The organism is Bradyrhizobium sp. UFLA06-24 (assembly GCF_054967145.1).
Map to the genome: position 1 here is coordinate 16,624 of NZ_JADFUE010000069.1, position 14,004 is coordinate 30,627.

At 57.5% G+C, this 14,004-nt stretch carries 17 protein-coding genes; 12 read left to right on the plus strand and 5 right to left on the minus strand.

Features of this window, described 5'->3' with window-relative positions; all coding sequences use genetic code 11:
- The first annotated feature begins 22 nt into the window (after positions 1-22).
- The 5 genes from IF809_RS32620 to IF809_RS32640 all read left to right on the plus strand — a co-directional run bounded on the left by IF809_RS32620 (position 23) and on the right by IF809_RS32640 (position 2,394).
- A complete protein-coding gene (locus IF809_RS32620) occupies positions 23-337 on the plus strand; it encodes a nitrogen fixation protein NifZ (RefSeq protein WP_014497966.1) in 315 nt (104 codons plus the stop codon).
- Entirely contained in the window at positions 334-651 is a 318-nt protein-coding gene (locus IF809_RS32625; RefSeq protein WP_014497965.1) for a hypothetical protein, read from the plus strand. The genes IF809_RS32620 and IF809_RS32625 overlap by 4 nt, the downstream gene beginning before the upstream one ends.
- Positions 590-949, plus strand: a complete 360-nt coding sequence (locus IF809_RS32630) for a DUF3024 domain-containing protein (protein ID WP_014497964.1) — start codon at positions 590-592, stop codon at positions 947-949. Before IF809_RS32625 ends, IF809_RS32630 begins: the two co-directional genes overlap by 62 nt.
- A 33-nt stretch (positions 950-982) precedes the next feature.
- Complete coding sequence (locus IF809_RS32635) at positions 983-1,327, plus strand: hypothetical protein (RefSeq protein ID WP_011084572.1); 345 nt, start codon at positions 983-985, stop codon at positions 1,325-1,327.
- A 719-nt stretch (positions 1,328-2,046) separates the two neighbouring features.
- Positions 2,047-2,394 carry a (2Fe-2S) ferredoxin domain-containing protein gene (locus IF809_RS32640; protein WP_011084574.1) on the plus strand — a complete coding sequence of 116 codons (348 nt, stop codon included), beginning with the start codon at positions 2,047-2,049 and terminating at the stop codon, positions 2,392-2,394.
- A gap of 405 nt (positions 2,395-2,799) precedes the next feature.
- Here the strand turns inward: IF809_RS32640 and IF809_RS32645 are convergent, their stop codons facing one another.
- Together IF809_RS32645 and IF809_RS32650 are read right to left on the minus strand one after the other, a co-directional pair.
- Positions 2,800-3,543, minus strand: coding sequence for an OmpW/AlkL family protein (locus IF809_RS32645; RefSeq protein WP_018647470.1), 744 nt, complete (start codon positions 3,541-3,543; stop codon positions 2,800-2,802).
- Between the two features lie 209 nt (positions 3,544-3,752).
- Positions 3,753-4,178, minus strand: coding sequence for an ArsC/Spx/MgsR family protein (locus IF809_RS32650; protein ID WP_011084576.1), 426 nt, complete (start codon positions 4,176-4,178; stop codon positions 3,753-3,755).
- Between the two features lie 74 nt (positions 4,179-4,252).
- On the opposite strand from IF809_RS32650, the gene IF809_RS32655 reads away from it, so the two are divergent.
- The 7 genes from IF809_RS32655 (at position 4,253) to IF809_RS32685 (ending at position 11,263) form a co-directional block, all read left to right on the plus strand.
- A complete protein-coding gene (locus tag IF809_RS32655; RefSeq protein WP_161170736.1) occupies positions 4,253-4,564 on the plus strand; it encodes a hypothetical protein in 312 nt (103 codons plus the stop codon).
- A gap of 181 nt (positions 4,565-4,745) precedes the next feature.
- Positions 4,746-5,630 (plus strand): nitrogenase iron protein, encoded by an 885-nt coding sequence (nifH, locus tag IF809_RS32660; protein WP_011084578.1) that lies wholly within the window; start codon positions 4,746-4,748, stop codon positions 5,628-5,630.
- A 146-nt stretch (positions 5,631-5,776) separates the two neighbouring features.
- Positions 5,777-6,553 carry a nitrogen fixation protein NifQ gene (locus IF809_RS32665; RefSeq protein ID WP_014497960.1) on the plus strand — a complete coding sequence of 259 codons (777 nt, stop codon included), beginning with the start codon at positions 5,777-5,779 and terminating at the stop codon, positions 6,551-6,553.
- 654 nt (positions 6,554-7,207) lie between these two features.
- Positions 7,208-7,549, plus strand: coding sequence for a nitrogenase stabilizing/protective protein NifW (gene nifW, locus IF809_RS32670; RefSeq protein WP_011084580.1), 342 nt, complete (start codon positions 7,208-7,210; stop codon positions 7,547-7,549).
- A 950-nt stretch (positions 7,550-8,499) separates the two neighbouring features.
- Positions 8,500-9,609 carry an electron transfer flavoprotein subunit alpha/FixB family protein gene (locus tag IF809_RS32675; RefSeq protein WP_014497958.1) on the plus strand — a complete coding sequence of 370 codons (1,110 nt, stop codon included), beginning with the start codon at positions 8,500-8,502 and terminating at the stop codon, positions 9,607-9,609.
- An 11-nt stretch (positions 9,610-9,620) separates the two neighbouring features.
- The gene (locus tag IF809_RS32680; RefSeq protein ID WP_011084583.1) at positions 9,621-10,928 is read left to right on the plus strand and encodes an FAD-dependent monooxygenase; all 1,308 of its coding nucleotides are present in this window, start codon (positions 9,621-9,623) and stop codon (positions 10,926-10,928) included.
- Positions 10,929-10,966: 38 nt separating this feature from the next.
- The gene (locus tag IF809_RS32685; RefSeq protein ID WP_011084584.1) at positions 10,967-11,263 is read left to right on the plus strand and encodes a ferredoxin family protein; all 297 of its coding nucleotides are present in this window, start codon (positions 10,967-10,969) and stop codon (positions 11,261-11,263) included.
- A gap of 211 nt (positions 11,264-11,474) precedes the next feature.
- On the opposite strand, the gene IF809_RS32690 is transcribed toward IF809_RS32685, so the two are convergent.
- The 3 genes from IF809_RS32690 to IF809_RS32700 all read right to left on the minus strand — a co-directional run.
- Positions 11,475-12,023, minus strand: a complete 549-nt coding sequence (locus tag IF809_RS32690) for a carboxymuconolactone decarboxylase family protein (RefSeq protein ID WP_011084585.1) — start codon at positions 12,021-12,023, stop codon at positions 11,475-11,477.
- A gap of 6 nt (positions 12,024-12,029) precedes the next feature.
- Complete coding sequence (locus IF809_RS32695) at positions 12,030-12,584, minus strand: peroxiredoxin (RefSeq protein WP_011084586.1); 555 nt, start codon at positions 12,582-12,584, stop codon at positions 12,030-12,032.
- Between the two features lie 1,028 nt (positions 12,585-13,612).
- The coding region (locus tag IF809_RS32700; protein ID WP_462839571.1) for a transposase at positions 13,613-14,004 on the minus strand (392 nt) is incomplete at its 5' end.

The window sequence follows — 14,004 nt, forward strand, 5'->3', positions numbered from 1 at the left end:
GTCGGTGCATGAGGAGCGAAATATGAACGGAATTCTCCGGGATAGCGACGCCGTCGAGCTAAGCGACCCACCCGCCTTCAGCTTTGGCCAAAAGCTTCGCGCCAATCGCGTCATCCGGAATGATGGCACCTATCCCGGCAAGGAGATCGGAGACGTCTTGGTCAAGAAGGGGGAGGTGGGCTACGTCGTCTCGATCGGCACGTTCTTGCAGCAATTCTACATCTACGGCGTGGAGTTTTTGGAAAGCGGCTACCGCGTTGGCATGAAACGCAAGGAACTTGAGCCAGTGGATGCAGGCGAGGAGGTCGATGATTTGCCACTACCGGAGGAGTCATGACTCAGCGAGGTTTTCCAAAATATTGGTGGGGCCAGCGGGGTAAACCGACAGCCGACCTGATCAAGCACCGCTCATCGGTCGATACGGAGACGGACGGAGCTTCGCTCGCCGCCAGGCCGAGCCGCCAGACCGTCATCGATACTCTCAACAACAAAGCGCATGAGCCTATCTTTATCGTTGATTTTGGTGAGGAGCTGCTCATCTGCTGGAGTTCAAGAGAACATCAAAAGGCATTGAAGGGAGGCTTTCATCATGAATTCCGCACTGATGAGGAAAGTAAAACCGGGGTTGGCGCGTCATCTCAACGAGCTTGATCGCAAACGGATCGAACGCGGCTTGAGCGCGCGGAAGCGCTATCTCTACGTCTCGCCAAACGTGACGCCCGTGTGGGGCGGCTACTGCATCGAGAGTCCCTGCTGCTCGCGCAATATCGACAAGGATGGCGCGCTCGTCGATGTCGCGCTGATCCTTTATGATGGCGTGACCGGGATCTGGAAGCTGTTTCGCAAAAATCATGCGGGGGGAGTCTGGGAATTTTACAGCCTCTATCATCGCTTGATCCCTGCAATCGACGAATTGAATGCGGATCCTGAGCGCCTGTTCTGGCAATGAAGGACCACCGTCCCCGAGGATAGAAGAACGACGATGGCGATCACGACCGAGGAATTGATCGAGATCGAACGGCTGCTTGCTGCCGATAGCGACGGCATGGGTCCCTTTGTCCAGCTGCGCCGCGGGCGGGGCGTGATGCGTGAGTTCGACACTCAACGCGGGCGACCGGGATCGCATTGGCCAAAGGAATGTTGGGCCGTGAGCAATGAGCCGGCCGAATACGGCGCAGTGCTGTGCAAGCCTACCGATGATGTCTTGGAGTGGTGTCGCATGGTCGAGCAGTGCTACGACGCGCATCTGCAATCACGTGAAGGAGTCCCGCTAAGATATTCGAAATCGACCACATTACAGTCGAGCTTGTCGGGTGTCAGCTCGTGATCGTAAGCGGCCAAAATAAGGAATCGGTATGAGCTTGTAACAAATCATCATCCACGTCCGCTTCGCCCCGAATGGGCGGGTGATACAAATCGGCCAGCGTCCAGGGAAGCTCACTCCGAACGGGTGGTTCGATGTCCTCAACACCCGTGCCAGCTCGGCTTATCAGCCGCTCGCTCGTGGCCGCGGGGTATTCCGGTTGAGCCGAACTGCTGTCGATACCTTAAAGCAGGAAACGACGGGGCCGGGTTGAGCGAACCGGTAACCGCGATTTGATGAGTGAACAGATCGAGGGCGACGCCGTCTCTCCGGCCGACATTATTGTTCTGAGCGAGGCCATGGGCATTCAATCGCTGATAGCGGCGAGAACGTCGGCATTGCCGCAACTTCCCTCAATTGTGAGGCGCGCTATGACGCATTTGGTGTGCAACTTGCTCTTCGAGAAAGTTGATCGGGGGGATTGTTGCATGAATGAGAGGTCTCGATGCCGGGAGAAGAGGTTGTCATTGATCAGCAGGCGACCTTCGGACGTGAAGGTGCCTATCGCTCATCTCAGCGACGACAGCGAGTAAGGCGCCCGACCATTCCGACTGCCTTCGCAAGCGGGAGTTGGTGTCAGCAGGTGTCCATGCGCCAATGGACGGTCATCGTTGGACATTGCGGGCGGCTATGCGCTCACATCTCATCCCGACAGCTGAAATTCACTATCAGAGGATAGGCGCGTGAACTCAGAAAAAGAATTTCATCTCCCTCAACTCTATAGGCACCATGTCTTTGCGTGCAACACGCAGCGTCCGCCAAACCATCCCCACGGCAGTTGTGGCGCCTCCGGCGCGCAAGCTCTGTGGGATCGAATGGGCAAGGCGATCGAAGCGCAAGGCCTCGACGATATTGGCTTCGCGACTGCGGGCTGCCTTGGCTTTTGTAACTCTGGTCCTTTGCTGGTTGTCTATCCCGACGGAGTCTGGTATCGCGCGACCACGCCTGAGGATGTCGACGAGATCGTCATATCCCACCTCAAGCACGGCCAACGTGTCGACCGGCTTGTGATAGTGCTCAAGCGAAGCTAGAGGCGTCGCTTGGCGGCCGCTTGCCGGGTTAGCTAGCATGGTCGGCTCGACGTTGGGGGGCGGATCGTCTGAGATTAACCGGGCACTTCGCGGCCAAGATTAGGCTGTCAGCGGCGTATCGCCTTCTTATCAGGCAAATGGGAAAATGGCTTCGGTCTTAAGCGTGGCGAAACAGACGTATGATCATATTCTGAGTCGACGTTTGTGTAATGTTACTCACGTGCTGCGCGATTCGTAACTTGCAGCGCGAGCAACGCCAGCGGTTCCCTCTCTTGCGAGCTGACGCGTCGATGGCGCGTCAGCCGGCTTTCCGTGTCAGTCCGGCGAGAGTAGGAGACGAGCTCGATGATCCTGCTGGGATCCGAGTTTATCAAACGGCCTCTCCACTCTGGCTCTGCTCTAACGTCAGAACTTGTAAGCGACGCCGCCGCTGACGAGCCATGGATCAATATGGGCGCGGCCCGTAACGGCAATCGCATTGTTTAAGGTGGCCGAGTACTCCGGCCGCAGCCACAGCTTTTTAACGTCAAAGTTGAGGCCCCAGTGGCGATCGAGCATGTAATCGAAACCGAATTGGACTGCCGCGCCGAATTGGTTTTTGATGTTTAGATCCGTGACGGAAAGCCCGGCGAGCGAAGTATTGGCTGCCGATTGGTTGAAGAATACAGTGTAGTTGATGCCCGCGCCGACATAGGGCTTAAGCGGCCCAAAATCGGTGAAGTGATATTGCAGGGTCAGTGTAGGAGGCAAGAGCCAGGCTTTGCCGATATCGAGCCCTGTGAGCGCGCCATTGCCGCTGACGTGATGGCTGGTCACGCCGAGAATGAGTTCGGCGGCTAAGTTAGCTGTGAAGAAATAGGTGATGTCGAGCTCTGGTATAGCTTGATCGCTGATCGAAAGCCCAGAGTTGGGTGATGACAGCAACGGCGTCCCTGGAACGTTGACGGAACTGCCTGCGGTATCCGGCAAAACGCCAAGCACGCGCAGGCGGATCATCCACGGGTTGCGGGGTTCAATAGGGGGAGCTTTATAGTAGACCGGCGCCGGACCCAGATCAGCACCACGTACCGAGTTGCTGGCCAACGAGGTCGCTAGCGCGAAGACCGATACAGTTGCCAGGACTGTTCTTGCTCTCATCGAATTCTCCATTCCAAAAGTCGCGCGAGAAGCCGCGCAAGGTCTCTGTCACACATAAGGAACGGCGAAAGATTTGATACCAATCAAATATGGGAGCGATCGTGCCGCTCAGTTGCATCAGGATCACAGCTGCGAAACACGTTTTGCTAAAGGAAATACTCGCGCCAAGCAAGCCGCAAGTCGAGAACGTCATTCTTCTGGTGTGATCGTCCGGAACAGGCTCATTCGCTTGATCCCATCTTCGGGCAGCGCGTGCGAGTTGCTTGGTGCAGGCATCCCTGGAGATGCTCCTGCGTCTGGTGGCCAAGCAGCGACAGCGCGGGCTCGCGATCGAGCCCGGCACATCGTATTCCGTCTAAGTCGATCAACGGTCGTCGTATCAGGAGTGGATCACTCACCATCAATGCGAGTGCGCTCGCCGCGTCGATAGAATCGAGATTGACTTCGCCCGACTTGACACGAGGCGCGGCTCGGTTGAACCAGGAGCCGACGGGCATATTGCGAAAGAAGCTGCGCAATTCGTCCGCATGCCATGGCTCCTTCAAGATGTCCTGGACGACCACGTCATGACCGGCGGACTTTAGCGCTTGAATCTGACGCGCGTTCGTGGCGCAGCCGGGCTTCTGATAAAAGATGATTGTAGCCACGGCGTACCTATGTAGGCGTGCTATGCTGGGCGAATAGCACAGGGCTGCTGCTTCCCGGGAGCCATTCGAAGTTCTTGACAGTCAACGTCAATATCAGCGCATGGTGCGCCCTCAGCGAATTTGCAAAGCCGCTGGCCCGTCTCATTTTGACTCCGTCCGGCATCTTTACTCCTCACATGGCTGAGCTTGCGCGAGCGGCAGCAAGTTCTGTTCCACAATGGCGGCATCGGCTAAGTCAGCCTATTTGGCTGTTGGCGTTCATGTTTGCGATTGTTTGTTCGTTGTCTGACAGCCGGGCAGATCTTGTCAGATCCAAAACAGCCTACGATCGCGCGCCGGCTGGTTGCTTTTGGAAACGTAATCAGAAGCTTAAGGTGCCGGGTTAGACCTTGGCACGGCTGTTGCTGATAAGCGGCAGCAACACTGAGTGAGGGCTGAGTGCACGCCGACGTGTAAGGCGAGCGATGCGCTCCTTCCCTTGAACCCGTGTGCCCCCGCTTCTGCGAGGGAAGCAAAGCTCGCAAAAGAAGCGCGCAACGTTTGGCAAATCGGTTGATGGAGAGCAGCATGGCTTCACTAAGACAAATCGCCTTCTACGGGAAGGGCGGAATCGGCAAGTCCACCACTTCGCAGAACACGCTAGCGGCGCTGGCAGAGATGGGTCAGAAGATCCTGATTGTAGGGTGCGATCCGAAAGCGGACTCGACTCGCCTTATTCTGCACGCCAAGGCTCAAGACACGATTTTGAGTCTTGCCGCGAGCGCCGGCAGCGTGGAGGATCTAGAGCTCGAGGACGTAATGAAGGTTGGCTACCAGGACATTCGCTGCGTTGAGTCCGGTGGCCCTGAGCCAGGTGTCGGCTGCGCCGGCCGCGGTGTCATCACCTCGATCAATTTTCTTGAAGAGAACGGAGCCTACGAGAACATTGACTATGTTTCTTACGATGTGCTTGGCGACGTTGTTTGCGGTGGCTTTGCGATGCCAATCCGCGAAAACAAGGCGCAGGAGATCTACATCGTGATGTCTGGTGAAATGATGGCAATGTATGCCGCAAACAATATTTCCAAGGGGATCCTGAAATACGCGAACTCAGGTGGGGTGCGGTTGGGCGGCCTGATCTGCAACGAGCGGCAGACCGACAAGGAATTGGAACTGGCGGAAGCGTTGGCCAAGAAGCTTGGCACTCAACTGATCTACTTCGTGCCGCGTGACAATGTGGTGCAGCATGCAGAGCTGCGTCGCATGACGGTGCTTGAATATGCACCCGATTCCAAGCAGGCTGATCACTATCGGAAACTAGCGGCCAAGGTTCACAATAATGGCGGCAAGGGCATCATCCCGACCCCGATCTCAATGGATGAGCTCGAGGACATGCTGATGGAGCATGGCATTATAAAGGCCGTGGATGAATCAATCATCGGCAAAACCGCCGCCGAACTCGCAGCCTCGTAAAGGCCGCGAGTCGCCGCCTTGCGAAGGCGAGCGACAGATGCCGGTCTCCCTCACCCCCCTTCCCGGGGGGGCCGGCATACTGACGATCGGCCGCGAAAACCAGAGTGCGCCGTGACGAACCACGCATTGTGAAAAACCGCAGAGTTATGTCCGAGCCGCACGTCCTTCCGTTCACGACTGCCTGTGCTGCTGACGCCAATAGCCAGTTGCACAAGGGAATTTCAACCTACCGGCTGCTCACCGGTGAACATCCTGCAAATGCCGATATCGCCATCGACAGCAATCTCGATCGCCATGCCCTGGCGTCTATCCTGGCGGCTGCCACGATGGATGGTGGCTGTCTGTCTGAGAAAGTTGGCCTGTCCGGCGTTGAATTGGCGGTCTTACTGGAGCAGCACTTTCTCCCAACCGGGATCAGGGCCCCGGAGCAGGCCGCGCCCTTCAAGCGGGAAGAGGATGAGGAGATCGCAATGCTTCGCGATCTGTTGCTCAAGCATCGCTCGACGGAAGGGGATATCGGCCGGTGGCTGGCTGCGATGATCGCGCGCCGCGCCATGGAGCCGGACCATCTTTGGGAAGCTCTCGGCTTGCGTGATCGTGGCGAACTCTCGCTCGTGATGAGCCGGCATTTCGCGCCGCTCGCCGCGAGCAATGTCAACAATATGCGTTGGAAGCGCTTCTTCTACCGCATGCTTTGCGAGGACGAAGGCCTTGCGATGTGCACGACACCCGTGTGCAATCAATGTAACGAATTCAACATCTGTTTCGGTGAAGAAAGCGGTGAGAGCCGGATGGCCGAGCGTCGGCGCGATTTGCTGTTGCAGGCCGCAGCATGGCCGGCTGTGTCCAGCGGCCGGGCATCTGAAACGCCAGGAGAGACCGCAGTCGCATCGTTATCCGAAAAGGCTTCACCGCATTTGTAGGCCGCAGGTCGGAGGAGGGCGCGGATCACCAACTTGGATGCGAGCGGACGGCCGTGTGGTTAAGGCGGCAAGATCGAGTGCTAGGCTACAGTTCACCCGTGTTGGTGCGCCGCAACGGACCTGTCGCACCAAAGGGCAACGCGTTCGGCCTCATAGCGCTGTCGCATTTGCCACGATGCATTTGCTGAACAAGGTCATAAAGAGAAGCGTGACTTCTTGCACTAGGTCGGCCGTTAGGATCACAAAGACTGCGGCGGTAACGGCGGGCGCGGTCAACAAAAACATCGCGTCCGCGCAATTATCGAAGCAGATCTTCCGCTTACCATGATGAAGTGCCGCACGGACCCGGGAAAGAGGCGCCGACGCGAGGGTCGACGCAAGGGTGTCGATGAAATATGTGGTCCCTTGCCACAATATCCATGCCGTCTTCGGGCTGTGTAGTCATCAGGAGCTAACGATGGAAAAGGTCAACCAAGTGTTAGGATATACCGGGCCCGCGAACTTCAGGTGTCAGTCATGAGAAGTCTTTCCGCGCCGTCACCGAGTTCTCATCAGATTGAGCGCAACCGCAAAACCCGCGGGCGCGTTGTCGTTACTGTTTCGGATCCGCTCAATGTGGGCGCTCACCAGAGCTAAACCGAAGGAGAATATTCGATGATCAGCTCATCCCCAGCAACCGGTATTCTAGATCGACTCGGCAAGGCCTCATCGGCAGAGGAGTTTTTTTCGCTGCTTGGCGTCGAGTACGACCCTAAGATCGTGAATGTCGCGCGCCTTCACATTTTGAAGCGCATGGGACAATACCTCGCACAGGAGAAATTTGCTGGTGCCGCAGAGCCGGAAATCAGAACTCGATGCAAGGCGATGCTGGAACGGGCATATGGAGATTTCGTGGCATCGTCACCGATCGACGAGCGAGTGTTCAAGGTTTTGAAGGATGCCGTCTCAGACTCCAAGAAGGCTGCGGCCTTCGTTCCTTTGAGCGAGTTGAAGTGACCTAGCGTTCCACTGTAAGCGAAGTCTGTCCGGCGGACGCCGAGGCGCTCCGTTAATGCGGCTTTCTATTTATCGCGGCAAGTCTCTTAGTCATGGCCCGGCCAACGGCTGTCGTATTCCCGACCCATGTCCGGATTATTCGTGACCAGGTATCAGCAGCTGTTTGATGTGTGGCGCAAGCCAATACGTCCCACTGACTTCAATCGTCTTTGCAACTGGTACGACACTTGCTGTTGTCCTGCTGATCTGATCATCGATGCCGACAGATGGTGGCGCCCGCGGTGAGTTTGAAGGAGGACCCATGATGCTGCTTACAGTGCCTGCCGAGCCCCCCTGCGGCATCATATCGAGGCCTACGATGCCGTCAGGTCTGTTCGCAACGGTCTTTGACGCGGTCGCAGTTTCGTAGTGACGGTGAGATGGTAGTCAATAATAGGTGTCCCCTTCGCGCGGCTCTTGCGGCGGCTATGCACAGTAGCGTCCGCATCAAATCGGCCCCCGATCCCGCTCAAATGTGCCTGCATCTCATCGCAGATAGAAACTGCGTTACGAAAAGTGGTGCCCTCCTCCCACACGGAGTGCCAGCGCTGGAGGCTCGGCACGGTCGCGTGACAGAAGCCTTGCCAGGACCTCCATCGATGGTACCGGCGAGGCGCCGCGAACGGACTAGTCAACTAAGGCATGGAAGTGGCCGGTCAGGATCACCTCGTCCTGGCCGGCCACGGTGGCGCTCGTCGAGCCCGGCACCCAAGGATTCAGTTTGCAAGATCCCTCCAAAGCCGGCCGAATGGGTGCGCCAATTGCGACGACGCGTATTGTGGTGCGACTGGTCCGAGCGCGCAGGCGGGCAGAGCAGCCAGCCACTTGCCGGCCAAAAGTGAACTTCGGTTAACGAAAGCGAAAAAGCAACCCGTGGCGCGGGCGCGCCTATCTCCAGAGGAATTTAGACTATGAGCAAGGTCAGCAAAACGGCGATGCCAGCAGGGGCCGGCCGCGGAGCAGCCAAAAAAGAACTGCCGGAGCACTTCAAGTCGTACAAGCACGTCTGGGTCTTCGTCGAGCTGGAGCGGGGCCAAGTGCATCCCGTTTCCTGGGAGCTCATGGGTGCGGGGCGTGGTCTTGCCGACAGGCTAAAGGTGAATCTTGCCGCTGTCGTTGTCGGTCCGGAGGGGCAGCACACACGCAACGCCGCACTTGAAGCCTTTTGCTACGGCGCCGATCTGGCCTATCTCGTGAGCGACAATGTGTTGTCGGATTACCGCAACGAATCTTATACGAAAGCGCTCACCGAACTCGTCAACACCTACAAGCCCGAGATATTACTGTTGGGTGCCACGACGCTTGGTCGCGATCTCGCAGGTTCCGTGGCGACGAATCTATCGACGGGGCTTACTGCCGACTGCACCACGCTGGACGTGGACGCCGACGGTTCACTTGCGGCGACGCGGCCAACTTTTGGCGGCTCGTTGCTCTGCACAATCTATACCTTGAATTACCGCCCGCAGATGGCCACGGTCCGCCCGCGAGTGATGCCGATGCCTGCACGCGTTATGCGCGATGCCGCTCGTATCGTCGTTCATCCGCTCGGCCTTGTAGAAGACGATATAGTCACGAAAGTATTGTCCTTCCTACCCGACCGCGATGCAGAAACTTCCACTCTGGCCTATGCCGATGTTGTGGTTGCGGGCGGCCTTGGACTGGGATCGCCTGAGAACTTCCGGTTGGTACGCGAGCTCGCAGCTCTGCTTGGGGCTGAATATGGCTGCTCGCGTCCTCTCGTGCAAAAGGGCTGGGTTACGTCTGACCGGCAAATCGGTCAGACAGGCAAAACCATCCGGCCGAAGCTCTATATTGCCGCGGGCATTTCCGGTGCGATCCAGCACCGGGTCGGCGTCGAGGGCGCGGATCTGATCGTCGCCGTTAACACGGACAAAAACGCTCCGATCTTCGACTTCGCCCATCTCGCGATCGTCAGTGATGCTATGCAATTGTTGCCAGCCCTGACGGCTGCATTTCGCGCGCGGCTTCTGCCAGATTCGCGCGCCAGGATCGCGGTCTAGAGGAGATATTGATGATTGAAGAGAGATTCGATGCGATCGTGGTCGGAGCCGGTATGGCCGGCAACGCGGCGGCATTGACGATGGCCAAACAGGGCATGAAGGTGCTGCAGCTCGAGCGGGGCGAATATCCCGGATCGAAAAATGTGCAGGGGGCCATCCTCTATGCCGACATGATGGAAAAGCTGATCCCCGAGTTTCGAGAGGAGGCGCCACTCGAACGCCACCTGATCGAACAGCGGTTCTGGATGATGGACGATCGCTCGCATGTCGGCATGCACTACCGTTCGGAGGACTTCAACGAGCAGAGGCCGAACCGCTATACGATTATACGCGCCCAGTTTGACAAATGGTTTTCTTCAAAGGTGCGGGAAGCTGGCGCGATCGTGCTTTGCGAGACCACCGTCACAGAGCTCGCGCAGGACGATCGTAACAGGGTCGTCGGTGTTCGTACAGATCGCCGTGACGGCGAGATACATGCTGACGTCGTCGTTCTGGCCGAAGGGGTCAATGGCTTGCTCGGCACGCGTGCGGGCCTGCGCGCCCGTCCGGCACCCGATAACGTTGCGCTCGCGGTGAAGGAAATGCACTTCTTGCCCCGTGAAACCATCGAAGCACGCTTCAATCTTAAGGGGGATGAAGGCGTCGTGATAGAGGCTGCCGGTACCATTTCCCGCGGCATGACCGGGATGGGTTTCATCTACGCCAACAAAGAGTGCATTTCGCTTGGCATCGGTTGTCTCGTCGCCGACTTCCAACGCACGGGCCAAACGCCGTATGGCCTGCTCGATGAATTCAAAAGGCATCCCTCTGTGGCGCCACTGATAGCAGGGTCCGAAGTAAAGGAATATTCGGCGCATCTCATTCCCGAAGGCGGTTACAAATCGATCCCACAGCTTTATGGGGAGGGCTGGGTCGTCGTGGGCGATGCCGCCCAACTCAACAATGCCGTTCATCGTGAGGGCTCCAATCTCGCGATGACATCGGGCCGTATCGCGGCCGAAGCGATAGGTCTGGTCAAATCGCGCGGCGAACCGATGAGTGCAACAAATCTCTCAATCTACAAAAAGATGTTGGACGATTCTTTCGTCATCAAAGATCTCAAGAAGTACAAGGATTTGCCACCCCTCATGCATACCCACTCCGAAAATTTCTTTCTCACTTATCCGCAGCTTATCTCCAAGGCGATGCAGAACTTTGTGCGCGTCGATGGTACGCCCAAGGTTGAGAAGGAGAAGGCGAGCCTCAAATCCTTTGTCAAGACGCGGTCATGGTCAGGTCTGGTCGGCGATGCTTACCGTTTTGCCAGGGCCTGGCGGTGATCGCGACAGTGTGAAGTCCAACAGTGGAAGGCAAAAGCATGAATGTCGAACCCTCCGTGCGCGTCGAAGACAAGCTGTACTACAACCGTTATCTTGTCGACGCCGGGCACCCTCACGTCAGGGTACGTGCGCACAAGACGCCATCGCCGCAGCTCCTCACACTTTTGAAGGCCTGCCCGGCGCGATGCTACGAGCTCAACGACAACGGCCAGGTCGAAGTTACAGTTGATGGCTGCATTGAATGCGGTACCTGCCGCGTGATCGCCGAGCCGACCGGCGACATCGAATGGAGCCACCCGCGCGGCGGATATGGTGTTCTGTTCAAGTTTGGGTGATGACAGAGCGAAGGGTGGTGCGGCGTTAGCCGACGCAATCTCACTGTATCTGTGGCGCGCTCACTGTCACCTGCATAGCGCCGGGTTGTTTGAGAAGACACCCGTCATCGCAACGCGACGCAAGACGTGACATGCAGATAAGCAGCAAAAGGCTCGTTGTGGCGCCACTGAGTAGCGCCACGATGCCGTCGATCTGATGGCAGAGAAAAGATCAGTCTCCTGCCTGAGGGGAGGCAGGCCCAGCGGCCTCGAGTGCGATCGCCACTGACTGTGTGATCGCAGCAAAGCGCACGGCGGTCTGGATCGTCTCCGAATTGACGCCCGCGGCTCTCAATGTCCTCTCATGGGCATCAATGCAGATACCGCAGCCGTTTATGGAGGAGACAGCAAGCGACCACAGCTCGAAATCGGACTTGTCCACGCCGGGATTGCCAATCACGTCCATGCGCAGCCGCGGCGGCATCGTCTTGTATTCTGGGTTGGAAGCGAGGTGAACGAAGCGGTAGTAGACATTGTTCATTACCACTACGGAGGCCGCAGCTTTCGCTGCGGCGATCGCCACAGATGTCATCACGCCCGAGGCTGCCGATTCCACCGCGGCAATCAGGGCTGAATTGCGGGTGGCAACTGCACTCGCTACCAGCACCCCGTATTTTCGCCGCGGCGAAAGCGTCTCATCGGCCATCAAGGAGGTCAAGTTAATCCTGACATCCTTCGCGAAATCGGGAATCTTGTCGTAGATTTGTTCGATCGGCGACATGCTGCGTCACGCAACCTTCAGTGTTTCCCCGCCGATTTCGCGGTTGCAGGGACAGAGCTCGTCGGTTTGCAGCGCGTCTAGAACGCGGAGTGTGTCCTTAGGACTGCGGCCCACACTCAGATTGGTCGCATAGACGTGCTGAATCGTGTTTTGGGGGTCAACAATGAAGGTATAACGATAGGCAACCCCTTCGGGTGAACGCACCCCGAGGCCATCGACGAGCGTTCCCTTTGTGTCGGCAAATTGCCAGATTGGTAGATTGTGCAGGTCGACATGTGAGCGCCGCCAAGCAAGCTTGCAGAACTCGTTGTCAGTCGAGCCACCCAGTACAACCGCATCTCGGTCAGCGAATTCCTTGGAAAGCCGAGCAAATTCTGCGATCTCTGTCGGGCAGACGAAGGTAAAGTCCTTTGGGTAAAAGAAGATGATCTTCCATTTCTCCGGAAAGCTCATTTCGGTCAGCGTCTCAAACGCACTCTGCCCTTCCTCTTCCTGCGCTTGAAAACCGGGCTTCACGCCTGTGATGTCGAATGGCGGCAACTGACTTCCAATTCCGAGCATGGTGTCCTCACAAACTTGCTTTTGTAGATCGTGACCTCACTGGTGGAGCAAACCATATGCCACGCATTCTTAGACCTAGAATTGGCGCAACAAGACCAGCCCAGCGGCTTGGATACAGGCGCCTTTGAGCACGAAAGTACACGGGCGCTGGCTACGCGGTTGGCGGGAAGACGGCAGCCAGACCTAAACCGAAGCAATCTCGTCCCCGACCGGTAGGCACTGCACAGCCGGCCTGGCCGGGCTATGGCAGTTTGGCGCTCGCCGCTGGTAACTGCGACGTCGTGCCGTTCAAGGTCCACAATCGGCGCGTTCGCAAGGCATCGAGGCGGCGCAGCAGCGGACGCGGGAGCTAAGGCGGCTTCCGCAAATGGCGAAGGGTTTCGATGGGCGTGCGCCGCCCGGTATCGTTCCGACCAATAGCCGCAGCTGGGGTTGAACGGCGCCGGCCGCAAGGCATGTTTTTCGGAACGTCTGTTAAGTCCGGTACGCCTGGCTATCGTAACGATTCGGCGCGCAGGTCCGGTCAGCTCATTCCCGTTGTTTGGCGAATTTGCTGATCGCAAGGAGATGGGGTCCTGCTGCGAAGCGCCCGGGAGACGGCGGGCGCAGCCTCGGCAACCGTTTTTGTCAAGACCGGATTGTTCTGCTGCCGAACGGTTGGGAAATCGAGATCTGTTCTCCCCTCGCAACGTTCGCTTGCGAGCATAATGTGTGTGCCCCCCTCGAGTGCCGCTGCACCTGTAAGGTGATGCCTTCCTCGCTGCGCGACATCCAAAGCGGAATCGGCAGGTAGCCTCAAGATCGTCTTTGGCAGGTAAAGAACTGCCCGGAGCGCTATTCGAATCTATCTCATCTAGACTATCGATGATGGCCGCGATCTTGCTGGTGTGTTTCTCGCGTCCAGACATAGCCGTCCAAGGTGCTCATGGGGATGTGGCAGGCCTTGCAAGCCACCGCTCGGCAGCCCGAGCGGAACGGCGCGCGCGACTTCCGCGAAGAGCTATGCGGGATTTTGGGTGACGAGGCGATCAGGCGGCGTGGTTTTCCGGCACTTGGATGACCTCGATGCCGTTTTCGAATCTGACACCTGCGCTGACCTTCGGCAACTGATTTGTGCCTTTCAGCCGCCGCCAGGTCTTTGATGCGGCGCAGAGCAGCTTGAACACCATCAACTTGGCAGTCGTTGACGATAACGAACCTTTCGTGCGCACCGTTCTGTGCCGGACCGTCGCGAACACGCTTTCGATGGGATTCGTCGTCCGCAAGTGGTCCCAATGCTCGGCGGGGAATTCGTAGAACGCAAGCATTGCGTCGCGATCTTTCGTCAGGCACTCGACCGCCTTGTCGTACTTCGCTCCGTATTTCTCGGCAAAGACATCGATCGCCACTTCGGCCGAAGCTCGGTTGGACGCCAAATAGA